Below are 22,581 nucleotides of genomic sequence, written 5' to 3' on the forward strand. Positions count from 1 at the left end.
GATTTATTGCCGGGGAGTCTTTTTATATGGAGGAAACTTCATTCTGTTAATATAAAAAAACAGGTGCCTCCTTCAAAGAGGCACCTGTCATACCATCAGTACAATTTTTTCAGCGCTTCCTTATCAAACGGCAGCAGGTCATCCGCCTTGCCTTCTTCCACTTTCCTCACCCATTCAGGGTCCTGAAGCAGTGAGCGGCCGATTGCGACCAGGTCGAATTCTCCACGGTCCAGTCTCTCGATCAGACCATCCAGGCTAGTCGTACCCGCACCCGAGAAGCTGGTGAACTCCCCGTCCAGACCAACCGATCCCACGGATATAACCGGTTTACCTGTCAGCTTCTTTGTCCAGCCGGCCAGGTTCAAATCCGACCCTTCAAATTCCGGCTCCCAGAAGCGGCGTGTGGAGCAATGGAAAATATCTACGCCTGCATTCACCAGAGGCTCGAGAAAACGCTCCAGTTCGTCTGGCGTATTTGCAAGCTTTGCTCCAAAATCATTCATTTTCCATTGTGAGAAACGGAAAATGATAGGGAAATCAGGTCCCACTTCGCGCCGGCATGCCTCAATCACCTCGACGGCAAACCGGGTTCTGCCGACCAGATCCCCTCCATAACGGTCAGTACGACGGTTTGTATTCTCCCAGAAAAACTGATCGATTAAATATCCATGAGCCCCGTGCAGTTCTATACCGTCGAAGCCTATGCGCTTCGCATCTGCAGCAGCTTGGGCATACGCTTCCACCATCTGGACGACTTCCTCTTCCGACATAGGCTCCGTGATTTCTTTACCTGAAAGACTTAGTCCCGATGGTCCAACAGGAAAGGCTTCTTCATTGGGAAGCTCCCCCTTTTTACGGGTCATCCCCACATGCCAAAGCTGTGGAACGATCTTTCCTCCTGCTTGGTGGACTTCCTTCACGACGTTTGCCCAACCATTCAGTGATTCTTCCCCATGGAACAGAGGGATGCTCGCTCCTGAAACAGAAGAGGGGTGATTGATTCCGGTTCCCTCCGTGACGATCAGTCCCACCCCATTTTCAGCCCTGCGGCGATAGTAGGCAGCCACATCATCACCCGGGACTCCATTTGGCGAAAAGCCCCGTGTCATCGGCGCCATCACCGTGCGGTTCGACAACTGTAGTTTCTCATTATTGAAAGGTCTGAATAATGGTTCTGTCGATGTATTCGTTTGACTCATTGAAATGCCTCCTCTATTCTTGGTGTGCTATTTCATTATTTCAAATGCGAAAGGAAAATCAAAGAAATCTGTTTCACATTGGCTCACTTCTATGTAATTCTTGTGAAAGTGCCTGGATCGCTTCCATGACTTCCCTGATATTTTCTTCAACGTTCATCTCATTCCGGGCATGAAGCAGTACAGGGCGAACAGACTCCACAGAACGCCCGAATTCATACATCCATTCGTAACGGGGGACCATCCACGTATGAAAATGATGCGTGGTGTCCTCATTGTAAAAGTAATAAACAAACTCAATGCCCAACACATCTCTCTGAGCCTGTCTGATTCTAGATAATATCGTTATGTAATCTATTTTTTCATTTTCATTGAGCTCATCAAATGATTTAATGTGACGTTTGGAAGCTAATATAATCAACCCCCTGATGGGATAAGCTACATCCTGATGTGCATGGAAATATTCCGTTTCATATACAACACCACCATCTGGTTCGATTAACCCGCTTGTCAATGCGCAGCTTAAACAATCGACCTCTACCACTTTTCCGTTTGATAATGTGATTTGTTTCATAGGCCCTCCACTTTTTTGTTATCTCAGTAATCTTATATCATAACACTCTAAAAAACACTTAATATCACCTAAAGATCATTCGTCATAACCCCAGTAAAAAGCCCCTCTCCTACCATAGGAAAGGGGCTTCGTATTAATTATTTCATCCATTCCGTATGGAAAATACCTTCTTTATCCACACGCTCATATGTGTGTGCACCGAAGTAATCCCTTTGAGCCTGGATCAGGTTCGCAGGAAGCGTTTCAGTTCGGTAGCTGTCGTAATAAGATAGTGCTGCGGAGAAGCCGGGAACCGGAACGCCATTTTGGACGGCGACACTGATGACTTCACGCAGTGCGTATTGATAGCTTTCAACGATCTCTTTAAAGTAAGGATCGAGTAAAAGGTTCGTCAGATTGGATTCATGGTCATATGCTTCTTTGATCTTTTGCAGGAACTGGGCGCGGATGATACACCCTCCACGGAAGATCATCGCAATATCCCCGTACTGTAGATCCCAATTGTATTCATCAGAGGCAGACCGCATTTGGGCAAATCCTTGAGCATATGAACAAATCTTACTCATGTAAAGGGCTTTACGAATGGATTCGACCAATGCCTGTTTATCGCCTTCAAACGGTTTCGTATCAGGACCTTTTAGCATTTTGCTTGCTTTCACACGCTCATCTTTAATGGCAGAGATGAAACGGGCGAAGACGGACTCCGTGATGATCGGCAAGGAAACACCTAGATCCAGAGCACTTTGGCTTGTCCATTTACCCGTCCCTTTTTGACCGGCTTTATCAAGGATGACGTCTACCATCGGCTTTCCGGTTTCTTCGTCTTTCTTCATGAAGATGTCTGCCGTGATCTCGATCAGATAGCTGTCAAGCTCTCCTTTATTCCAGTCGGCGAATACTTCATGCAATTCCTCGGCACTTAAACCCAGGACATTCTTCATCAGGAAGTAGGATTCTGCAATCAGCTGCATATCTCCATACTCGATACCATTGTGCACCATTTTGACATAGTGACCGGCACCATCCGGACCGATATAAGTGGTACACGGATCTCCGTCAACCTTGGCTGCAATATCTTTCAGAATAGGGGCAACCAGATCATATGCTTCCTTCTGTCCGCCAGGCATGATGGAAGGTCCTGTAAGGGCACCTTCTTCACCGCCGGATACGCCCGTCCCGATAAAATGAATGCCAAGTTCACTTAATTCGTGATTTCGTCGACGCGTATCTTCGAAAAATGTATTTCCTCCATCGATCAGGATATCCCCTTTTTCAAGAAAAGGCTTTAACTGTTCGATTGTCGCATCCGTCGGGTTCCCCGCCTTCACCATCAATAGAATCTTTCGGGGCTTTTCCAACGAATTGACAAATTCTTCAATCGTATATGTAGGAACGACATTCTTGTCCTTTGATTCACTCATCATTTCGTCCGTTTTTTCACGGGAACGATTGTAGACAGAAACAGAGTATCCTCTGCTCTCAATATTCCACGCTAAATTTTTTCCCATTACGGCTAAGCCGATAACACCAATTTCCTGAGGCATAGTCAACGTCCTTTCATCTATAGAATCATGATTTAACACTTTCATTGTTTCATCAAATGAATGACCAGAGTCTATTTCAATCTAACAAGAATGGAGTTTTGATGCAAATAATCCGTTTGAGGAAGTATGTCATCTATTATAAGGTGTCCCTTTTCCCACCGGTCATTCCCTTAAAAAATCTTTGTTAAAGCTTGTGTCCTGTTTCGAGTCATAGGATTTCTTCTTGTTCGCGCCTTTGACCCCTTGAGAGATGGAGTCTTTCCCAAACTTGTCTTGAAGCTTTGAAAGCACGTTGTAGAGAGGTTCCTTTTCGGCGACTTTCTTGTAAGAAAATAAGTCCAGCTGCTCCGTCGCTTCACTTCTCTCCACCACATCCTGGGCCGTGACCCCCAGGAGCCTTACGGGATCGCCATCCCAGTGCTTCAGCAGCAGGTCTTTCGCATGGTGGAATAAGTCTTCTTTCTTGTAGATCGGATTCTCCACCTTTTTGCTTCTCGTGATGGTTTTCCGCGATTTATCGCGGATCATCAGCTGGATCGTCGTTCCCAGTACGTCTTTCTGTTGAAGTCGTGACGATACCTTTGCACAGAGTTTCTCTACTACGGTTAAAAGCTCATGCTGATTCGTTGTGTCCTTCGGTAACGTGGTGGAGTTGCCCACGCTCTTGTAATCATAAATGGACTCTGGATCCACATTTCTCCTGTCAATTCCATTGGCCCGTTCTTTGAGACGGAGGCCATTGATCCCGAGCAGTGACTTCAATTGGATATCATTGGCATGGGCAAGATCGCTGCACGTATGAACGCCGATCGAATGCAGCTTCTCTGCGGTCTTCTGACCAATCCCGTGCATGTCGATGACGGGAAGTGGCCAGAGCTTCTCCGGAATATCCCGTTTACGAAGAACCGTGACCCCCATTGGCTTCTTCATATCCGATGCGGTTTTGGCCAGGAATTTATTGGGAGCGACCCCGATACTGCAGGGAAGATCCAGCTGCCCCTTGATCTGGGCCTGAATGTCTGAGGCAATTTGTAAAGGGGTTCCTTTTTCGAAGGAATCCGTAATATCCACGTATCCTTCATCGATGGAGACGGGTTCGACTAATTCCGAATACTGTCTTAGGATATCGAATATTCCTTTGGAGGCTGCACGGTAGCGGTCGAAGTTAGGGGTCATGATGATCAGGTCCGGGCACAGTTTTTTTGCCTCCCAAAGAGGCATCGTCGTTTTCACACCGAAGCTTCTGGCTTCGTAGCTGCATGTCACGATGATGCCCCGCCGTTCTTCCGGGTTCCCGGCAATGGCCAACGGTTTTCCCCGCAACAGGGGATCATAGGCCATCTCTACAGAGGCATAAAAACTATTCATATCAACATGAAGGATCACTCGTCCGTTTTTTGGATAGTGTGAGTTCATTACAATCGCGGCTTTCTTTGTCTAGTTTTGATGAGCTTTTTGTTCGTTTACGTAATCCTTTATTTCTTTTATACCATCCAGGCTCTCCACTAAAACATCGGGATCGATCTGCGTGATCATCGCGTCCTCAAGATTGATGATACTGGAGAAATAATTTGTTTTAGAGTAGGCGAGCAATCCGACATTCGTGAACGATTCATCGGCTACTTCGAGAATTTCCTTCGCTTCCTTTACGACCAGCCCGACGTGCATCGTTTCTGTGCGGACGACAAGGAGAAACATCCCCGTGACAGACTCTACAGAAGTATTGTACAGGATATCTGAAAGATCCAGGACTGGCAGCAGCTCTCCCCTAACCTTCACAAGACCCAGGACAAATGATGGCAAATGAGGAATCGGTCTTACTTCCTCCACTTTTTCTATCGATACGATATTTTCAATGGGCAGAGCATATTCTTCTTTTCCGGCATGGAAAACAACTACTTTCGCCATGGTATAAAATCCCCTCTCAAACTTCTGATATGTATACTACTAATGTACCATAATTTAGAATAAGGTGCAGATTTGAAAGAAGAAAATGTCCACGCACGAAGGATCCCTTCATGCGTGGACATTTGGATATAGTATGCTTGTCGCCTCTGGGCAAAGCCCCTCCGCTTTTCTATTCTCCAGCGACTTCCTGGATGATGGCTACTACCATTTCAGAGAGCTTGTTGAGTTCTTCTACAGGCATTCTTTCGCTCTTTGTGTGGATTTCTTCGTATCCTACTGCGAGATTCACGGTCGGTACTCCGAATCCTGCGATGACGTTGGCGTCGCTTCCGCCTCCGCTTGTAAGAAGCTCACTTGGACGGCCGATTTTCTTAGCCGCGCGTTTTGCGACTTCCACTACTTCGTCCCCGTCTTTGAACTTGAAGCCAGGGTACATGACTTGCACTTCCACTTCCGCTTTTCCGCCCATTTCTTCGGCAACGGATGTGAAAGCAGCTTTCATTTTTTCTACCTGCGCTTCCATTTTTTCAGGTACAAGTGAACGTGCTTCCGCAAGGATATCCGCTTGTTCGCATACGATATTCGTTGCTTTACCCCCTTCGAAGCGGCCGATGTTCGCAGTCGTTTCTTCATCGATGCGGCCCAGTGGCATTTTAGAGATGGCTTTCGCTGCAATCGTGATGGCAGAGACGCCTTTTTCAGGAGCGACGCCGGCATGGGCCGTTTTTCCGTAGATCGTCGCCTTCACTTTCGCTTGAGTAGGGGCAGCCACGATGATGTTGCCGACTTTCCCGTCACTATCAAGGGCGAAACCGTATTTCGCTTTGACAAGAGAGGAATCAAGGGCTTTTGCTCCAACGAGACCAGATTCTTCCCCTACCGTGATGATGAACTGGATGTCACCGTGAGAGATATTATTTTCTTTAAGGACGCGCACGGATTCAAGCATAGTGGCAAGGCCCGCTTTGTCATCGGCTCCGAGTATGGTTGTCCCATCGGAATAAATGTAGCCATCTTCTTTAAGAGTAGGCTTTACCCCTTTGGCAGGGACCACTGTATCCATATGGGAAGTGAAATAGATGGTGTCCACCCCATCTTTATTTCCTTTCAATGTACAGATCAGGTTGCCGGCGCCGTGGCCCGTTTCACCCATCGTGTCGTCTTCAAATACCTCTACGCCGAGATCAGAGAATTTTTTTGTTAATACTTTCGCGATTTCCGCTTCTTCTTTCGTTTCAGAATCGATCTGGACCAATTCCAGGAATTCATTTAATAAACGCTCTTCATTAATCATTTAGTAGACCTCCACAAATATGTATTCACTCCTATAGTATAGCGTGAATAGCCGGGTTCAACAAATGGTACACCTTTTACAATGGGATATTCCCATGTTTTTTCTTCGGACGTTCTTCCCGTTTGTTTCTCATCATTTCCAGACCCTGGATCAATTTGATGCGGGTTTCACGTGGATCGATGACGTCATCCACCATTCCGCGGGACGCAGCGACATAAGGATTTGCGAATTTTTCACGATACTCCTCGATTTTTTGTTCGCGAAGTTCTTCGGGATTATCACTGCCTGCAATTTCCCTGGCAAAAATGATATTCGCGGCACCTTGAGGTCCCATAACGGCGATTTCGGCATTTGGCCATGCAAAGACCAGGTCGGCCCCGATCGATTTACTATTGAGGGCGACGTATGCCCCGCCATAAGCCTTTCTCAAGATCACGGTCATCTTCGGGACCGTCGCTTCGGAATAGGCATAGAGAATCTTCGCACCATGACGGATGATCCCTCCATGTTCCTGCTTGATTCCAGGGAAGAATCCCGTTACATCCTCGAAAGTGATCAGCGGGATATTGAAGGAATCACAGAAGCGGATAAACCGGGATGCTTTGTCGGAAGAGTCGATGTCGAGTCCTCCCGCCATGAATTTTGGCTGGTTGCATACAAGCCCGACGACTTCACCCTTTATGCGGGCCAATCCTACGACGATATTCTTCGCAAATTCCTTTTGGACCTCCATGAAACTGCCTTCATCGACGATTTCATTGATGACGGTACGCACGTCGTAAGGACGGATGGCATCAAATGGAATCAGGTCCGTCAGGTTGGAACGGTAATCATCTTCTTGATTCGCTTCCATGCGAGGGGGCTTTTCTTCATTGTTTTGAGGAAGGTACGATAATAACCTTCGAACCTCTTGTAACACCTCTTCCTCCGTTTTCCCCCGGAAATGGGCATTCCCGCTGATGGAGTTATGAACCTTTGCCCCGCCAAGATCCTCGGAACTGATTTTTTCACCTGTCACGGTTTCGATCACTTTAGGGCCGGTGATGAACATTTGACTCGTTTCATCCACCATAAATACAAAATCCGTGATGGCCGGTGAATAGACCGCTCCTCCTGCACATGGGCCCATGATGACTGAAATTTGCGGAATCACCCCTGAATAAATGGCGTTCCGGTAGAAAATATGCCCATAGCCATCAAGGGAAACGACCCCCTCCTGGATCCTTGCCCCTCCTGAATCATTCAAGCCGATGAACGGAGCACCGTTTTTAACGGCAAGATCCATTACATGGGAGATTTTCTTTGCGTGCATTTCTCCCAATGCCCCGCCAAACACAGTGAAATCCTGGGAGAATAAGTAAATGGGTTTGCCGCTTACTTTTCCGTAACCCGTCACGACACCATCCCCGGGTCCCTTTACCCCGTCCAGTCCAAAGTCCGAGCTGCGGTGCTCGATAAATGGGTTCAATTCAACGAAACTTCCCGGGTCGACCAATAGATCAATCCGTTCCCTGGCCGTCAATTTCCCCTTTTCATGCTGCTTATCTATCTTTTCATCCCCGCCTCCAAGCTCTACTTCCCGTCTGCGATCGTATAATTCATTGATTTTTTCATAAATATCCATTATGATTACTCCCCTTTGATGTTGGATTTATCACACAGCTCATATAATACGCCGTGTGCAGACTTCGGATGCATGAATGCAACAGACGCCCCGCCGGCCCCCGGCTTTGGTGTTTCATTGATCATCCGTACCCCTTTGGCTTGAAGCTCCTTGATCCGCTCCTCGATCCCTTCAACGCCAAAGGCTATATGGTGAATCCCTTCTCCCTTTTTTTCGATAAAAGCCGCGATCGGGCTTTCTTTATGTAGTGGTTCAAGTAACTCAAGCTTCAGGTTTCCACCATCCATGAACGCTACCTTCACCCCTTGATTCCCCACTTCCTCAACCTTGAGTAGTGTAAGACCGAGAGTACCTTCGTAAAACGGAAGAACATTGTCTATTGATGATACCGCTATCCCGATATGATCTACCTTTTTCATCCCTATCATCCCCCTGTTGTTTACATGCTCCACCCCTATAGTATTCCATACATCCTGTCGAATTTCCTCCTATTCGGCCGAATAATTAAAGCGTTTTCTTTCATTCCAATGGTTGTCTTCTCTCACCATTCGCGATAAAATAGAGGTGAAAATGATCTCATGTATGTGGGAGGATGGAGCGATACGATGGGCAATAAAAAAGTACAAAAATTAATTGTATTTGTCATGCTGTTTGCGATGATTGCATCCACGATCATGGCAGGACTGACGTTTTTACTATAAAAGAAATAAAAAGGATCTGCTTTTCGACTCCGTCGATCAGCAGATCCTTTTTATTTTAATGCCCCGTATTCTTTTCCCAGCCGATTGAAGGTTTTGTTTGTTTTCACGATGAGAACCTTGGTCCCGATGGGCACCTGATCGAATAAGTATTCTACATTTTTGTTGTGCATCCGGATGCATCCATTGGAGATGTATCTCCCTATACTCGATGGCCGGTTCGTCCCGTGGATTCCGTAGATCCTGCCATCCGTCCCTTTTGCATCGAAGCCGATCCACCTTGTTCCGAGTGGATTCCGCGGGTCTCCTCCTGGAATGTTCTTTTTACGGTAATACGGGTTTTTGGCTTTAACCGTTACATTGAACAGGCCTTCAGGGGTTAAGATCGCTGTTTTCCCCGTTGCCACGGGGAATGTCCCCTGTATCTTACCATCGTCTATATAGGCCAATTGATTGTTTTCCTTATTCACGATGATAAACGGATCTCCCGGCACCGGGTTTCTCCCGAGGGGCCATATGGGAGAGGCAAACAAAATAATAGCAAGAAGTAATCGCATCCTATCACCTGTTTCATGTTTTAGGTGTAGTTTACTTCTCTTTGGCTGCTTTCATCCTTTTTAATTCCTTTAAACGAGCTTTTCAGGAGAAGGTACTGTTCCATTTCCTGAACAAACTGATAGAGGGCGGCACGGGTTTCGAACTCTTCCCTTGTCTTCGGCAGCTCCATCTGTTCGAACTCCACTTTCATATCGTACAATTTTTTCAAGTAAAACAAAGCCGTGTTTCCAGGATGGATGTGATCACTGAGCTCTTCCAGGAATTCAGCTATCCGATTGCCCTGCTCCACCGTTAGCGATATGGATGTTGCAATCGGCAGTATGCGCTGAAGGATTTCAAACTGTTTTTCCCTCATTTTAAAATACAAATAGTATAAGTTCTCATCTCTTAAAAAGTGGTTTTCCACATCTTTAAAGGCAATCGTCTTCGCCTCTTTCAGCAATCGCTCCGTTTCCATGATCTCCTTGCCGTCCCACTCACTGTCATTCGTCTTTAAATAGTTAACCATTTCACAGAAGATCTTATAAAAATTCGCTTCGATCTTCTCCTGGTATTCGATCATTTGTTTATCGACGCTCGGCATATACAGATTCATAAGAAGAGCGATCCCGATTCCGATCGTGATGATCCCCAATTCATTTTCAAAAAGCCCCGGGGTCACATGTCCCGCTGAGTATACATGAAGGATGATGACGGAACTCGTGACAATCCCTTCTTTAATATTGAGCCGAACGGTGATCGGAATGAACACCAGGAGCAGCAAACCGATGATGGCCGGATGATAGGCGAGGAACTCGAAAAAGGCGGCAGAAAAGACCATTGCGATCACACATGCCAGGAAGCGGCTCCATGAAGCGTTGACCGATTTCTTCTTCGTATTTTGTATGCACAGTATCGTCAAGATCCCGGCCGATACAAAGTTATCCAGCTGGAACCACTGTGCAATGCTGATGGCAGCGGCTGTGCCGATTCCCGTCTTAAGTGTTCGATACCCGATTCGAAACATTCATCTTTCTCCTTACTACATCATTTTTTAGCTTCTTTAGAATACCATAAACGGCGTTGAACATAAAAAGAGGATTAACGACTCCTCTCGTTAATCCCTCTCTTGATTACAATATTTTTTCCAGGAACTCTTTTCCTCTATGACTTTGAGGGTTTGAGAAAAAGGCTTTGGGCATTCCTTCTTCAATGATCCTTCCGTCATCCATGAAAAGGATCCTGTCTGCAACTTCTCTCGCAAAACCCATTTCATGGGTCACGATGATCATCGTCATACCAGAATGGGCGAGTGACTTCATGACGTCAAGGACCTCTTTCACCATCTCGGGATCGAGGGCCGACGTCGGTTCATCGAACAGCATGACTTTCGGTTCCATGGCAAGGGCCCTGGCAATGGCGACACGCTGCTTTTGCCCGCCCGATAAGCGGTTCGGGTATTCATCACTCTTTTCTTTCAGACCTACTTTTGTCAGGAGGTCCGTCCCTAATGCCTTGGCTTCTGCTTTATTCATACCCTTCACTTTCATTGGAGCGTATGTGACATTTTCCAGGGCCGTCATATGTGGGAAGAGGTGAAAATGCTGGAACACCATCCCGACGTCCTGTCTTACCTTCTGTATGTTTTTTCCCTTCACATAGGCTCCTTCAAAGTAAATCGATCCTGACGTCGGCTCTTCCAAGTGATTCAGGCATCGCAATAGAGTGGATTTCCCTGATCCCGATGGACCGATCAAAGCGACGACTTCCCCTTTTTCAACCGAGAAATCGATTCCTTTTAATACCTGCAGTTTTCCAAACGATTTGGTAATCTGTTCTCCTTTAATCATTTCCACGCAGTCTCCTTTCCAACACTTTCCCTAGTAAAGTCAGAATCATAACGAGCACATAATAGATCAGTCCGGCGAATAAAAGGGGTTCAAAGAAGGAATACAAATCACTTCCGACCATATATGAACGCCTCATCACATCCGCTGCACCGATGACGGTGACGATGGCGGATTCCTTGGTTAGGGTGATGAATTCGTTCATGAGGGCAGGCAGGATATTTTTGATCGCCTGTGGCAGGATCACATCTTTCATCATCAAACGATACGGAACTCCAAGGGCCATCGCCGCTTCCTTCTGTCCTTTATCCACCGCATTGATACCGGCACGGATGATTTCGGATATATAGGCAGCCGAATTAAGGGAAAAGGCAAGGATCGCTGCTGAATATGGTTCAATCTGTGTACCGAAAAGCTGTGGAGACCCGTAAAAGATGATCATCAGCTGAAGGACGAGGGGCGTTCCCCTGAATACCGATGTATAGAGATCGGCCAGCAGCGTCAATGGTTTGATGGAACTTATTTTACAAAGGGCGAGAAGAATGCCGAATAGGAACCCGAGCACCCCTGCTAACCCGACAATTTTAAGAGTGACCTTCAATCCTTCCAGAATAAAAGGGATCGAGGGAATCAGTTGTTCAAAATCAAGTGGCATAACAATCTCCTCCAAATAGATGGTGTGGCTTTTAAAAGGGAAGGGCTAACCGGATGAGAGGTTAGCCCTTGATCGATCTACTGTTCTCCGTCAAACCATTTCTCAGCGAGTTTATCCAATTCCCCACTGTCTTTAAGCTTCTTCAACGCCTCATTGAATTCAGCTGTCAGCTCACTGTCCTTAGGAAGGGCAACAGCAGACCCTGCATCCTCTTCATTCACATTCATCGTATTTCCCTGAAGCTCGTCATTCTTGTCCAGATACCCGTTCGCCACGGTGTTTTCAATGATGATGGCGTCAAAACGTCCATTTTGCAGATCCTGGATCAGTTCAGGGATGCGGTCGCGTGTATCGACTTTCAGCTCCATAGATTTAGAAAGTTCTTCTGCTGCATCCTGTTGGATCGAGCCTAATTGAACTCCCACCGTTTTCCCATCCAGGTCCTTTTCACTCTGAATGCCGCTTTTCTTAGTCGAGATGATCATATCTTTAGCCGTATAGTAGACATCACTGAAGTCAACATTCTTCTGTCGTTCCGGCGTCGGCGTCATGGCAGAAAGCACGAAGTCCACCTGGCCGGTTTTCAGGGCTGAAATCAAACCGCTGAATTCCATATCCTTGATTTCGATTTCGTATCCCATTTCATCTGCGAGCATATTGGCAAGATCAATATCATACCCAATGATTTTGTCGCTGTTGGCCGTGTCGACATATTCAAACGGTTTATAATCTGCCGACGTCCCCATGATCAGTTTCTTCGAGTCTCCCGAAGCCGCCTTCTCCTCTTCTGCACCGCAAGCTGCTAGAGTAGTAGAAAGGATCAATAATAATACGAAAGATAATAGCTTTTTCATTGTGGTTCCTCCTTGGTTATTTTGTATAAATATAATTTATAATGTATATTAATAACTATATTCGTATTGTAGCAGAGATATATTTTTATGCAATAGTTTTTATAATTATAAATAAATGTTTATATTTTCTGACAATTAATGTTCGTATCCTTGGTTTTTAAAAGATTTACAGATAATTTGGGATAGATACTATTCAAAATATATACATTGATGAACGTTCTGGGCTGACGAGAATTGCTTATTTTGATAAAAAAAAGGTATTTTACAGACATAAGAAAACCCGTCAAGCTTCTCACATTACCTGCGAGAAACCTGACGGGCTATTTGAACCTTATTATACTTCTTCACAATACTGATCGAAGTAGGATTGAAGTTTGTTTACAACCGACATTGGGTCATGTCCTTCAATTTCATGTCTTTCGACCATCGTTAACAGCTTGCCGTCTTTCAATAGGGCGAATGACGGTGAGGACGGCGGATACCCTGTGAAGTAGCTGCGGGCTTTTGCAGTGGCTTCTTTATCCTGACCGGCAAAAACCGTAACCAGTTGGTCCGGTCGCTTATCGAAATGAATGGAATGAGCTGCTGCCGGACGGGCGATGCCTCCAGCACATCCACAAACCGAGTTGATCATGACGAGGGTCGTACCTTCTTTTGCGAAAGCCTGATCCACTTCTTCTTCTGTTGTCAATTGAGTATATCCAGCCGTCTCAATCTCTTGACGCGCCTGACGGACAACGTCATTCATTAATAAATTGAAATCTATATCCATGCTTGAACTCTCCTTTAATCGTAGACTTGATCATATTCCACAAACGAGGGGATCTGATGTACCCTTATCATAACAATTATAAACCATATCTTTCAATTAAAATTAACTATTCCCATCAAGTAATGCTTCTTTATATCGCTTCAATAATTCTTCCACCCCCTGGGAAGTCGTAAATTCCCCTTCTTTCACGCGATTTTCGATATGCGGGAGGGATGACTTGATGTTCTTATGAAAGAAGAAGTCTGACAGGATTCTTTCTTTCAGCATGGTATGGAACCATTCCTGTCTTTGACCAAGCCTTCTTTCTTCAAATACACCCTGTTCTTTTGTCTGCTTTTCGAACTGTAGGATCACGTCCCAAAGTTCCTTCAATCCTTCATTTTTTAACGCTGAACAGGTATAGGCCTTTGAACTCCAGCCTTTCGTTGCAGGAATGAGGAAGTGAAGGATCTGATTGAGTTCCCTCCTCGTCTTCTCGGCGAGAGGTTTATTTTCCCCGTCTGCTTTATTCACCAGTAAAACATCGGCAAGCTCCATGATTCCTTTTTTCATTCCTTGAAGCTCGTCTCCTGCACCCGTGATGACGAGTAATAAGAAGAAATCCACCATCTGCCTCACCATGACTTCACTTTGGCCGACGCCTACCGTTTCAATGATGATGAGGTCGTAGCCCGCTGCTTCGCATAGAAGAAGGGTTTCGTTTGTCTTACGATGGACTCCGCCGAGCGTCCCTGCCGTCGGGGAGGGCCTGACAAAGGCACGGGGATTCTTAGATAGCTGTTCCATCCTTGTTTTATCCCCGAGGATGCTACCTCCGGAAATGGAGGAACTCGGGTCGATGGCAAGGACCGCTACACGCAGACCCTCTTCACATAACATTTCCCCGAATTGTTCGATGAATGTACTTTTCCCGGCACCCGGCACGCCCGTAATCCCGATTCGGAAGCTGTTTCCCGTATGGGGCAACAGCTCCTGAAGCAACTCTTGTGCCAGCATATAATGCCCTTCCGCATTGCTTTCAATCAACGTGATCGCCTTCGCCAAAGAGCTGCGATCGCCATCCAGGATTCCGCTTTTCAATTCAGATACCGAAACCGTGTTCTTCTTCCTTTTCACAAACCGCTTCTTTCGACCAGACTGATGCTCTGTCACTATTCAGTCACTTCCTCATATCCGAGCACTTCATAAATTTCTTTGATTACTTTCTGTGCAGCGACTGGAATGATCGTGCCAGGACCGAAGACGGCAGATGCCCCATTACTTAAAAGGAAATCATAATCCTTCGCAGGGATTACTCCACCGATGACGACAAGGATATCTTCCCTGCCAAGCTTCTTCAGTTCCGCCACCAGCTGAGGAAGAAGCGTTTTATGACCGGCAGCAAGCGAGCTTACGCCAATGACATGTACATCGTTTTCAACTGCCTGAAGGGCCGTTTCTTCAGGTGTCTGGAACAACGGACCGATATCTACATCGAATCCAAGGTCGGCAAAGGCCGTGCTGATCACTTTCGCTCCCCTATCATGTCCGTCCTGTCCCATCTTTGCAATCAGGATACGAGGTCTCCTTCCTTCGTTCTCTAAAAATTCCTCCGTCATCTCTTTCACGATGTTGATTTCCTGTTCATTTGAGAAGTTCGAACTGTACACCCCGCTTATACTCCGAATGGTTGCTTTATGTCTACCGGATACCTTTTCAATGGCATCTGAAATTTCCCCTAAAGTGGCGCGTGCCCGTGCAGCATCAACGGCTTTTTCGAGAAGATTTCCTTCTCCTGTCTCTGCAGCATGGGTCAATGATTCAAGAGCTTTAATGACCCTCTCTTCATTTCGTTCTTCTTTCAGTAATTGAATTCGTTCGATCTGCTTTTGTCTGACCACCGTATTATCGATGTCCAGGGTTTCAATCGGATCTTCCTTCTCCAGGCGATATTTATTCACCCCGATGATGGATTCATCCCCTGAATCGATCATCGCCTGTCTTCTTGCGGCCGCTTCCTCGATTCGCATCTTTGGTAAGCCCGTTTCGATCGCTTTCGTCATGCCACCGAGCTCTTCGATTTCCTCGATGTGCTCCCACGCTTTTTCCATCAGCTGATCGGTCAACGTCTCGACATAATGGGACCCTGCCCAAGGATCGATCACTTTCGTTATGCCGGTCTCCTCTTGAAGGTACAGCTGTGTATTGCGTGCGATCCGCGCCGAAAAGTCTGTCGGCAGGGCGATGGCTTCGTCAAGGGCATTGGTATGGAGGGATTGCGTGTGCCCCATGGCCGCTGCGTGTGCCTCAAGTAATGTACGAACGACGTTATTATAAGGATCCTGCTCCGTCAAGCTCCATCCTGACGTTTGGGAATGGGTTCGGAGCGCCATCGACTTCGGATTCTGAGGGTTGAAGGTCTTCATCATTTTCGCCCAGATTCTCCGTGCTGCTCTCATTTTGGCCACCTCCATGAAATAATTCATGCCGATCGCCCAGAAAAATGAGAGTCTTGGAGCGAAGGAATCGATATCAATTCCCGCTTTCAATCCGGTCCGGACGTATTCAAGGCCATCCGCCAGAGTATACGCAAGCTCAATATCAGCTGGTGCACCCGCCTCCTGCATGTGATAACCTGAAATACTGATGCTATTGAACTTTGGCATATGCTTCGATGTATATTCAAAAATATCAGCAATGATTTTCATGGACGTCTCTGGTGGATAAATATATGTGTTCCGTACCATGTATTCTTTCAAGATATCATTTTGGATCGTACCGGACAGTTTATCCTGTGAAACACCCTGCTCTTCTGCCGTCACGATATAAAACGCGAGGATCGGCAGCACTGCACCGTTCATCGTCATGGAAACGGACATTTGATCAAGGGGGATTTCGTCAAATAGAATCTTCATATCCAGTATTGAATCAATGGCTACCCCCGCTTTCCCTACATCTCCTACAACCCTTGGATGGTCCGAATCATAACCGCGGTGAGTGGCCAGGTCGAACGCCACCGACAATCCTTTCTGTCCCATGCTTAAGTTTCTGCGGTAAAAAGCATTGCTCTCTTCTGCCGTTGAAAATCCTGCATATTGTCTGACCGTCCAAGGCCGGTTTACATACATCGTCGGGTACGGACCCCTTGTGTATGGAGCAAGACCTGGAAGATCCCCTCCATGAGTAATATTCTTTGTGTCCTCCCCTGAATAAAGAGGTTTTATAGAGATTTTTTCATTCGTTTCATAGGTTTGGTCCGAAGAGGGAACCTTACTCGTTACTACCTCATTTGCATATGGGTTGATTTGCTGCCAATCAGGCTTCTTCACTGTCATGTCCCTCCTCCCAGATCGTTAAAAGCTCATCCATTTTTTTAAGTATGTTCTGTTTGTTATAGATGGACCCGTTCAATCCCATTCGTTCCCACTTACTTCTCTTTTCATCAGGTATTTTCCCTGCAATGTCAATCACAATGTCCGCATCTATTACATGGATTGATTCAACGATCATGGTTAATTGATGATCATATTCTTCATCTTTCCCACACACCACATAATACGGATAACGGGTTTCTTCTATGAAATGAAGGATATCTTCCTTTGACCAACTCTCTTTACTCTGATGTGCATGAATGCCCCCCGCGGCTAAAAACCCTTTGACAAAATCTGCACGGGGCTTATGGGTCTTCAACTCTCCTAAACCAATTAGACCGGCCACCGGTTTCCTTGTGAGCTTCTGTGCCCGACTCCTTAAATCTTCAAATGGAAGGGACAACCGCTCTTCCGAAGTCGACGATGGATCCGGCAGGCTTTCTTCCAGGTTTGCATAGATATTCGTCCCGATCATTGAATTCTTCCGAGTGGCCAAATCATGAATCCGTGCGTCCCTCACTCTATTTATTTGACCTTCAATAAAACCATCTTTCAGGGAGACAACCACTCCCCCTTTTTCGTCAACTTGTTGAAATTCCTTCCATGCAAGCTTGCCGACCTCTTCTGTGAGCCATTCCACATAATAAGAACCGCCTCCTGGATCGATGACTTTATCCAGATGTGCTTCTTCTCCGAGGATGAGTTGAGTATTTCTTGCGATCCTTTCAGAAAATGGATTAACATCCCCACTCACTTCATTGAACGGAGCAACAACCAAATAATCAACGCCTGCAAGAATGGCAGAAAAAGCTTCTCCACCACCGCGAAGCATATTTACATATGAATCTAATGTAGATTTATTAAATCGGGACGTTTCTGCACTCACACTTACCGCACGGGAAATAACGTCCTCCGCCACCCCATAAGAAGACAAGATCTCTTTCCACAATTTCTTGAATGCCCTGATTTTCGCGATTTCCATAAAGAAATGACTGCCTACCGAAAAGTGAAAATGCATCTTTTCAGCTGCTTTCTCAAGGGTCCACCCCTTTTCTCGAAGTGCCTCTATATAAGCGACACCCTCACTCAGTGCATAGGCCAACTCCTGGGTGGCGCTGGCACCTTTGTTGTGATAAGGGGCAGAATTGACGATAATGGTCTTCACTTCAGGAAGGCGCTTGTCAGCTCTTTCCACAAGCTTCATCCATTCTTCTAATCTATCTTCAACCGACCATTCTCCTTCTGAAAGAGGATCGAATCCAATGATTCCATTCCTCCCCTTCCATTCTGGGATCTCATCCAATCCAAGGATGGATAACGATGTCTTTTTATCAATTGAAAAGACCGGAGTATCGAATCCCATCATCTCTTCTAAGAATGAATAGAGATTCTCTTCATGCTTTAGGTCCCCAATGGAAAATGAAAGACAGTTCTGCCCACGCGATAACGCATCCTTCACAGCTGTTGTAAGTTCTTCCCATGAATCCCTTTTGATGGACTGAGCGATAAACCACTTAGAAGCGCGTTCCAACTTTGCTTCAACATTTGGAATATAGTCCTTCACCCTATCCCGATGAGGGACATCTTCTTCTGTATATAACGGTTTAAGATCAATATTTTCATATGTGCTTGTATGTAAGGAACTTATTCCCTTCCCCTTTAACGCCTTTTCAGCTGCTTCCTGCCACTCTGTATGTGTGCGGCGACTGAATGATTGATCTTTCATATCACTAAGCTTCATAATACCCCTCTTCCACACTGCAATTTTGTAATCGTTTACATAATTTTTTTAAAAAAAATCCCCTCGGTCATCAAACGTTCTCATTGAAAATTCGAAATGTTTATACTAATACTATTTTAGTATATAAAAAAAATCGCTTTTCTTCAATCTCTCAGGAAAATGAGTGTAAAAAAGAAGAAGAGCTGAACGTTCCAGCTCTTCTTCCATCATGCTTATTTCTTTGTATTGATATACCATTTTCCTTCTGCTCGCTCCGTCGTGACATTTCCATAATCATCGGAGATCATCACTTCAATCACGGCTCCCAAGTCCTTAACGTTTAAAGTAGCCGTATAGTAACTTACGTAACGAGCTTCTGGCGCATCCGTCATCGGAAGTTCACTCGAATTCATTACTTGGCCAGTATTTTACACTTTATTTTATTTTTCGTGCTTTATCTTTCGCTTCTACCTGGATGAGAGTCTCTCCTTTAGTAAGGAAAATTCGGTGACTGACCTTTATCTTGATACAAAAAACAAGGACCAACCTCATACGGTCAGTCCTTTGTTGTATTTAATAAACGGATGTATTTTCTTTTGACGTGTTTTCTAAAATTTCTTTTACGCGCTGTAAAAATCTTCCGCAAACTAATCCGTCGAGTACGCGGTGATCTAATGACATACACAGGTTCACCATATCGCGAACGGCAATCATCCCGTTGTTCATGACAACAGGGCGTTTCACGATTGACTCAACCTGAAGGATCGCTGCTTGCGGGTAATTGATGATACCCATCGATTGTACCGAACCAAATGACCCGGTATTGTTGACAGTAAATGTGCCTCCCTGCATATCTTGGGAAGTCAATTTACCGCTGCGGACTTTTCCGGCAAGCTCAGTGATTTCTCTTGCGATTCCTTTGATGGTCTTTTCATCGGCATTTTTAATGACGGGCACATATAATGCATCCTCTGTTGCTACAGCGATGGAAAGATTGATGTCTTTCTTCTGAACAATCTTGTCTCCTGCCCACATCGAATTGATTTGTGGATATTCTTTAAGGGCTTGGGCTACTGCTTTCACGAAGAATGCGAAGAATGTCAGGTTAAATCCTTCACGCTGCTTAAACTCTGTCTTAAGGGAATTTCTGTAGTCAACCAAATTGGTTACATCTACTTCCATCATCGTCCAGGCATGCGGTGCTTCGTGCTTACTGCGGACCATGTTGGAGGCAATCGCTTTACGGATCCCTGAAACGGGAATCTCGATATCACCAGGTACGACAGGAACATTTGCTGCAGGGGCGGACTGCTTAGCTGGTTGTGCCGGTGCCGTCTCCTTCACAGGCGCTTGCTGTGGAGCCGGTGTTTCAGCCTTAGGTGCTGGAGCGTCTCCTGCCTTTGGAATTGATCCGGATTCTATGATTTTCTTTAGATCCTTTCGGGTGATCCGGCCGCCGTTACCGGTGCCCTCCACTTGATTTAGATCTATATCATGCTCCTGGGACAGCTTTAATACAGCAGGAGAATACCTTGCCTTATTTCCACTATCTCTCGTTGGAGCTTTTGTTTTAGGTGCAGCCGGTTCGTCTGCTGTCTTTTTAGACTCTTCTTTCGGGGCTTCTTCAACAGGCGCTGAACCACCGCCTTCGATTTCGATCGAGCAAATGATTTCCCCGACTTCAAGAGTATCTCCCTCTTCGGCGATCAATTCTTTAATGGTGCCTGTAAAGGATGATGGGACTTCTGCATTTACTTTATCCGTTTGAACTTCTGCAATCGGATCATATTTATTAACGGTATCACCAGGTGACACCAACCACTTACTAATTGTACCTTCTGTAACACTTTCCCCTAGCTGAGGCATTTTCATATTTTCAATACCCAATGAGGAACCCTCCTTACTCTCGCGTTAATTGGTGTTAACTGTGATTAAAATTCTGCAAGTTCACGCATGGCTTTTTCTACTTTGTCCGGGTTAATCATAAAGTATTTTTCCATTGTCGGTGCATACGGCATAGCAGGTACGTCCGGACCGGCTAAACGTTTCACAGGTGCATCAAGCTCAAATAAACAGTTTTCTGCAATGATGGCAGATACCTCACCCATGATGCTTCCTTCTTTATTGTCTTCAGTCACAAGAAGGACTTTCCCTGTTTTGGAAGCAGCTTCAATGATGGCTTCTTTATCTAATGGATAGATGGTGCGCAGATCCAGAATATGAGCCTCGATTCCATCTTGGGCGAGCTTTTCGGCTGCTTGAAGAGCGAAGTGAACACATAGTCCATATGTGATGACAGTAATGTCTTCCCCTTCACGCTTTACATCTGCTTTTCCGATTGGAAGAGTATAATCATCCTCAGGCACTTCTCCTTTGATTAGACGGTAAGCACGCTTATGTTCAAAGAATAATACCGGATCTTCATCACGGATCGCAGCTTTCAGTAGGCCCTTCACGTCATATGGAGTGGAAGGCATGACAATCTTCAATCCAGGTTGATTGGCAAACACGGCCTCTACGGATTGGGAATGATAAAGCGCTCCATGCACTCCACCACCATAAGGAGCACGGATGACCATCGGGCAGCTCCAATCATTATTTGAGCGATAACGGATACGTGCTGCTTCCGATATGATTTGGTTCACCGCAGGCATGATAAAATCGGCAAATTGCATTTCAGCAATCGGTCTCATGCCGTACATAGCAGCCCCGATCCCGACACCTGCAATCGCAGACTCCGCAAGTGGTGTATCAATGACACGGTCTTCACCGAATTGATCGTACAGTCCGTGAGTCGCTTTAAAGACCCCACCTTTTTTCCCAACGTCCTCACCTAGAACGAATACTTTTTCGTCGCGTTCCATTTCTTCTCTTATGGCCATTGTTACGGCGTCAATGTATGAAATTACTGGCATGATTGAATTCCCCCTTACTTCTCTTCTGCGTATACATACTTCATCGCTGATTCAGCTTCAGCATATGGAGCATTTTCTGCATAATCCGTTGCTTCGTTCACAAGCTTCATAATGCGATCATTGATGTCTTTTTCAATATCATCATTCATGACACCAGTCTCTTTCAAGTAGGCACCAAAGGTAATGATCGGGTCATTCGTTTTCGCTTTCGCCACTTCGTCAGGAGAACGGTAGCTCCGGTCATCATCATCAGAGGAGTGAGGAGTCAAGCGATACGATACCGTTTCAATCAGTGTCGGACCTTCCCCGCGACGTCCTCGGTCAGCGGCTTCCTTCACAGCTTTGTATACTTCGATCGGATCATTTCCATCTACTGTGATACCCGGCATTCCATACCCGATTGCGCGGTCTGATACTTTCTCACACGCCAATTGCTTCTCAATCGGAACCGAAATCGCATATTTATTGTTTTCACACATGAAAATGACAGGAAGTTTATGTACACCCGCAAAGTTTGCACCTTCATGGAAATCTCCTTGGTTAGAAGAGCCTTCACCAAATGTCACAAACGTCACGACATCTTTTTTCTCCATCTTCCCGGCAAGAGCAATACCCACTGCATGGGGAACCTGCGTCGTTACAGGTGATGAACCCGTTACGATATTATTTTTCTTTTGACCAAAGTGACCAGGCATTTGACGCCCTCCTGAGTTTGGATCTTCTGCTTTCGCAAAACCTGACAGCATCAACTCCTGTGCTGTCATACCGAATGTCAACACAACACCCATGTCACGGTAATACGGTAATACATAATCCTTTTCACGATCCAATGCAAATGCAGCACCCACTTGTGCCGCTTCCTGCCCCTGGCATGAAATAACAAAAGGAATTTTACCTGAACGATTCAATAACCACATGCGCTCATCGATTTTTCTGGCAAGCAGCATGGTTTCATACATCTCTAATACTTTCTCATTGGAAAGTCCTAACTCTTCATGACGATTCTCTGCCATTTTATTTACCTCCTACACAATCTAATGGTTGGAAAGGTAGAGGAGATTTTAAGCTCCCTACCTTCTAATGTTTATGATTT

At 45.7% G+C, this 22,581-nt stretch carries 22 protein-coding genes; 1 reads left to right on the top strand and 21 read right to left on the bottom strand.

Features of this window, described 5'->3' with window-relative positions; genetic code table 11:
- Nucleotides 1-95: 95 nt before the first annotated feature.
- From CN378_RS16660 to mce, 8 genes are all read right to left on the bottom strand, one after another.
- The gene (locus CN378_RS16660) at nt 96-1,199 is read right to left on the bottom strand and encodes an NADH:flavin oxidoreductase (protein ID WP_098353619.1); all 1,104 of its coding nucleotides are present in this window, start codon (nt 1,197-1,199) and stop codon (nt 96-98) included.
- A 73-nt stretch (nt 1,200-1,272) separates the two neighbouring features.
- On the bottom strand, nt 1,273-1,770 hold the full coding sequence (locus CN378_RS16665) for an HIT family protein (protein WP_098353620.1): 498 nt from the start codon (nt 1,768-1,770) through the stop codon (nt 1,273-1,275).
- 137 nt (nt 1,771-1,907) lie between these two features.
- On the bottom strand, nt 1,908-3,314 hold the full coding sequence (gene gndA / locus CN378_RS16670; protein WP_098353621.1) for an NADP-dependent phosphogluconate dehydrogenase: 1,407 nt from the start codon (nt 3,312-3,314) through the stop codon (nt 1,908-1,910).
- Nucleotides 3,315-3,476: 162 nt separating this feature from the next.
- Nucleotides 3,477-4,730, bottom strand: a complete 1,254-nt coding sequence (locus CN378_RS16675; RefSeq protein WP_098353622.1) for a DNA polymerase IV — start codon at nt 4,728-4,730, stop codon at nt 3,477-3,479.
- 21 nt (nt 4,731-4,751) lie between these two features.
- The gene (locus tag CN378_RS16680) at nt 4,752-5,222 is read right to left on the bottom strand and encodes a chemotaxis protein CheW (RefSeq protein ID WP_098353623.1); all 471 of its coding nucleotides are present in this window, start codon (nt 5,220-5,222) and stop codon (nt 4,752-4,754) included.
- 169 nt (nt 5,223-5,391) lie between these two features.
- Complete coding sequence (locus CN378_RS16685; protein ID WP_098353624.1) at nt 5,392-6,516, bottom strand: tripeptidase T; 1,125 nt, start codon at nt 6,514-6,516, stop codon at nt 5,392-5,394.
- A 76-nt stretch (nt 6,517-6,592) separates the two neighbouring features.
- The gene (locus tag CN378_RS16690) at nt 6,593-8,140 is read right to left on the bottom strand and encodes an acyl-CoA carboxylase subunit beta (protein WP_098353625.1); all 1,548 of its coding nucleotides are present in this window, start codon (nt 8,138-8,140) and stop codon (nt 6,593-6,595) included.
- Between the two features lie 5 nt (nt 8,141-8,145).
- Entirely contained in the window at nt 8,146-8,559 is a 414-nt protein-coding gene (mce, locus tag CN378_RS16695) for a methylmalonyl-CoA epimerase (RefSeq protein WP_098353626.1), read from the bottom strand.
- Between the two features lie 186 nt (nt 8,560-8,745).
- On the opposite strand from mce, the gene prli42 reads away from it, so the two are divergent.
- Entirely contained in the window at nt 8,746-8,841 is a 96-nt protein-coding gene (gene prli42, locus CN378_RS22700) for a stressosome-associated protein Prli42 (RefSeq protein ID WP_179884952.1), read from the top strand.
- 50 nt (nt 8,842-8,891) lie between these two features.
- Here the strand turns inward: prli42 and CN378_RS16700 are convergent, their stop codons facing one another.
- The 13 genes from CN378_RS16700 to CN378_RS16755 all read right to left on the bottom strand — a co-directional run bounded on the left by CN378_RS16700 (nt 8,892) and on the right by CN378_RS16755 (nt 22,501).
- Entirely contained in the window at nt 8,892-9,395 is a 504-nt protein-coding gene (locus CN378_RS16700; RefSeq protein WP_098353627.1) for a L,D-transpeptidase, read from the bottom strand.
- A 20-nt stretch (nt 9,396-9,415) separates the two neighbouring features.
- On the bottom strand, nt 9,416-10,402 hold the full coding sequence (locus CN378_RS16705; protein ID WP_098353628.1) for an aromatic acid exporter family protein: 987 nt from the start codon (nt 10,400-10,402) through the stop codon (nt 9,416-9,418).
- A 106-nt stretch (nt 10,403-10,508) separates the two neighbouring features.
- A complete protein-coding gene (locus CN378_RS16710) occupies nt 10,509-11,225 on the bottom strand; it encodes an amino acid ABC transporter ATP-binding protein (protein WP_098353629.1) in 717 nt (238 codons plus the stop codon).
- The gene (locus CN378_RS16715) at nt 11,218-11,877 is read right to left on the bottom strand and encodes an amino acid ABC transporter permease (protein WP_098353630.1); all 660 of its coding nucleotides are present in this window, start codon (nt 11,875-11,877) and stop codon (nt 11,218-11,220) included. The genes CN378_RS16710 and CN378_RS16715 overlap by 8 nt, the downstream gene beginning before the upstream one ends.
- Nucleotides 11,878-11,954: 77 nt before the next feature.
- A complete protein-coding gene (locus tag CN378_RS16720; RefSeq protein WP_098353631.1) occupies nt 11,955-12,731 on the bottom strand; it encodes a transporter substrate-binding domain-containing protein in 777 nt (258 codons plus the stop codon).
- Between the two features lie 334 nt (nt 12,732-13,065).
- On the bottom strand, nt 13,066-13,503 hold the full coding sequence (locus tag CN378_RS16725) for a BrxA/BrxB family bacilliredoxin (RefSeq protein ID WP_098353632.1): 438 nt from the start codon (nt 13,501-13,503) through the stop codon (nt 13,066-13,068).
- Nucleotides 13,504-13,605: 102 nt separating this feature from the next.
- Nucleotides 13,606-14,655 carry a methylmalonyl Co-A mutase-associated GTPase MeaB gene (gene meaB, locus CN378_RS16730; RefSeq protein WP_257141177.1) on the bottom strand — a complete coding sequence of 350 codons (1,050 nt, stop codon included), beginning with the start codon at nt 14,653-14,655 and terminating at the stop codon, nt 13,606-13,608.
- Complete coding sequence (gene scpA, locus CN378_RS16735; RefSeq protein ID WP_098353634.1) at nt 14,655-16,817, bottom strand: methylmalonyl-CoA mutase; 2,163 nt, start codon at nt 16,815-16,817, stop codon at nt 14,655-14,657. Before scpA ends, meaB begins: the two co-directional genes overlap by 1 nt.
- Nucleotides 16,798-18,594, bottom strand: coding sequence for a methylmalonyl-CoA mutase family protein (locus tag CN378_RS16740; protein ID WP_098353635.1), 1,797 nt, complete (start codon nt 18,592-18,594; stop codon nt 16,798-16,800). The genes scpA and CN378_RS16740 overlap by 20 nt, the downstream gene beginning before the upstream one ends.
- A gap of 212 nt (nt 18,595-18,806) precedes the next feature.
- Nucleotides 18,807-18,986, bottom strand: coding sequence for a hypothetical protein (locus CN378_RS22360; RefSeq protein ID WP_142323621.1), 180 nt, complete (start codon nt 18,984-18,986; stop codon nt 18,807-18,809).
- A 160-nt stretch (nt 18,987-19,146) separates the two neighbouring features.
- A complete protein-coding gene (locus tag CN378_RS16745; protein ID WP_098353636.1) occupies nt 19,147-20,460 on the bottom strand; it encodes a dihydrolipoamide acetyltransferase family protein in 1,314 nt (437 codons plus the stop codon).
- Nucleotides 20,461-20,504: 44 nt separating this feature from the next.
- A complete protein-coding gene (locus CN378_RS16750) occupies nt 20,505-21,488 on the bottom strand; it encodes an alpha-ketoacid dehydrogenase subunit beta (RefSeq protein WP_098353637.1) in 984 nt (327 codons plus the stop codon).
- Between the two features lie 14 nt (nt 21,489-21,502).
- Nucleotides 21,503-22,501 (bottom strand): thiamine pyrophosphate-dependent dehydrogenase E1 component subunit alpha, encoded by a 999-nt coding sequence (locus CN378_RS16755; RefSeq protein ID WP_098353638.1) that lies wholly within the window; start codon nt 22,499-22,501, stop codon nt 21,503-21,505.
- Nucleotides 22,502-22,581 lie beyond the last annotated feature (80 nt).

Source organism: Bacillus sp. AFS015802 (genome assembly GCF_002561455.1).
Taxonomy (GTDB): domain Bacteria; phylum Bacillota; class Bacilli; order Bacillales; family Bacillaceae_B; genus Rossellomorea.

Excerpts from the sequence above, each read along its gene's own strand:
- CN378_RS16660 (WP_098353619.1), bottom strand. The coding sequence starts at position 1,199 with ATGAGTCAAACGAATACATCGACAGAACCATTATTCAGACCTTTCAAT.
- CN378_RS16665 (WP_098353620.1), bottom strand. The coding sequence starts at position 1,770 with ATGAAACAAATCACATTATCAAACGGAAAAGTGGTAGAGGTCGATTGT.
- gndA (WP_098353621.1), bottom strand. The coding sequence starts at position 3,314 with ATGCCTCAGGAAATTGGTGTTATCGGCTTAGCCGTAATGGGAAAAAAT.
- CN378_RS16675 (WP_098353622.1), bottom strand. The coding sequence starts at position 4,730 with ATGAACTCACACTATCCAAAAAACGGACGAGTGATCCTTCATGTTGAT.
- CN378_RS16680 (WP_098353623.1), bottom strand. The coding sequence starts at position 5,222 with ATGGCGAAAGTAGTTGTTTTCCATGCCGGAAAAGAAGAATATGCTCTG.
- CN378_RS16685 (WP_098353624.1), bottom strand. The coding sequence starts at position 6,516 with ATGATTAATGAAGAGCGTTTATTAAATGAATTCCTGGAATTGGTCCAG.
- CN378_RS16690 (WP_098353625.1), bottom strand. The coding sequence starts at position 8,140 with ATGGATATTTATGAAAAAATCAATGAATTATACGATCGCAGACGGGAA.
- mce (WP_098353626.1), bottom strand. The coding sequence starts at position 8,559 with ATGAAAAAGGTAGATCATATCGGGATAGCGGTATCATCAATAGACAAT.
- prli42 (WP_179884952.1), top strand. The coding sequence starts at position 8,746 with ATGGGCAATAAAAAAGTACAAAAATTAATTGTATTTGTCATGCTGTTT.
- CN378_RS16700 (WP_098353627.1), bottom strand. The coding sequence starts at position 9,395 with ATGCGATTACTTCTTGCTATTATTTTGTTTGCCTCTCCCATATGGCCC.
- CN378_RS16705 (WP_098353628.1), bottom strand. The coding sequence starts at position 10,402 with ATGTTTCGAATCGGGTATCGAACACTTAAGACGGGAATCGGCACAGCC.
- CN378_RS16710 (WP_098353629.1), bottom strand. The coding sequence starts at position 11,225 with ATGATTAAAGGAGAACAGATTACCAAATCGTTTGGAAAACTGCAGGTA.
- CN378_RS16715 (WP_098353630.1), bottom strand. The coding sequence starts at position 11,877 with ATGCCACTTGATTTTGAACAACTGATTCCCTCGATCCCTTTTATTCTG.
- CN378_RS16720 (WP_098353631.1), bottom strand. The coding sequence starts at position 12,731 with ATGAAAAAGCTATTATCTTTCGTATTATTATTGATCCTTTCTACTACT.
- CN378_RS16725 (WP_098353632.1), bottom strand. The coding sequence starts at position 13,503 with ATGGATATAGATTTCAATTTATTAATGAATGACGTTGTCCGTCAGGCG.
- scpA (WP_098353634.1), bottom strand. The coding sequence starts at position 16,817 with ATGACAGTGAAGAAGCCTGATTGGCAGCAAATCAACCCATATGCAAAT.
- CN378_RS16740 (WP_098353635.1), bottom strand. The coding sequence starts at position 18,594 with ATGAAGCTTAGTGATATGAAAGATCAATCATTCAGTCGCCGCACACAT.
- CN378_RS22360 (WP_142323621.1), bottom strand. The coding sequence starts at position 18,986 with ATGAATTCGAGTGAACTTCCGATGACGGATGCGCCAGAAGCTCGTTAC.
- CN378_RS16750 (WP_098353637.1), bottom strand. The coding sequence starts at position 21,488 with ATGCCAGTAATTTCATACATTGACGCCGTAACAATGGCCATAAGAGAA.
- CN378_RS16755 (WP_098353638.1), bottom strand. The coding sequence starts at position 22,501 with ATGGCAGAGAATCGTCATGAAGAGTTAGGACTTTCCAATGAGAAAGTA.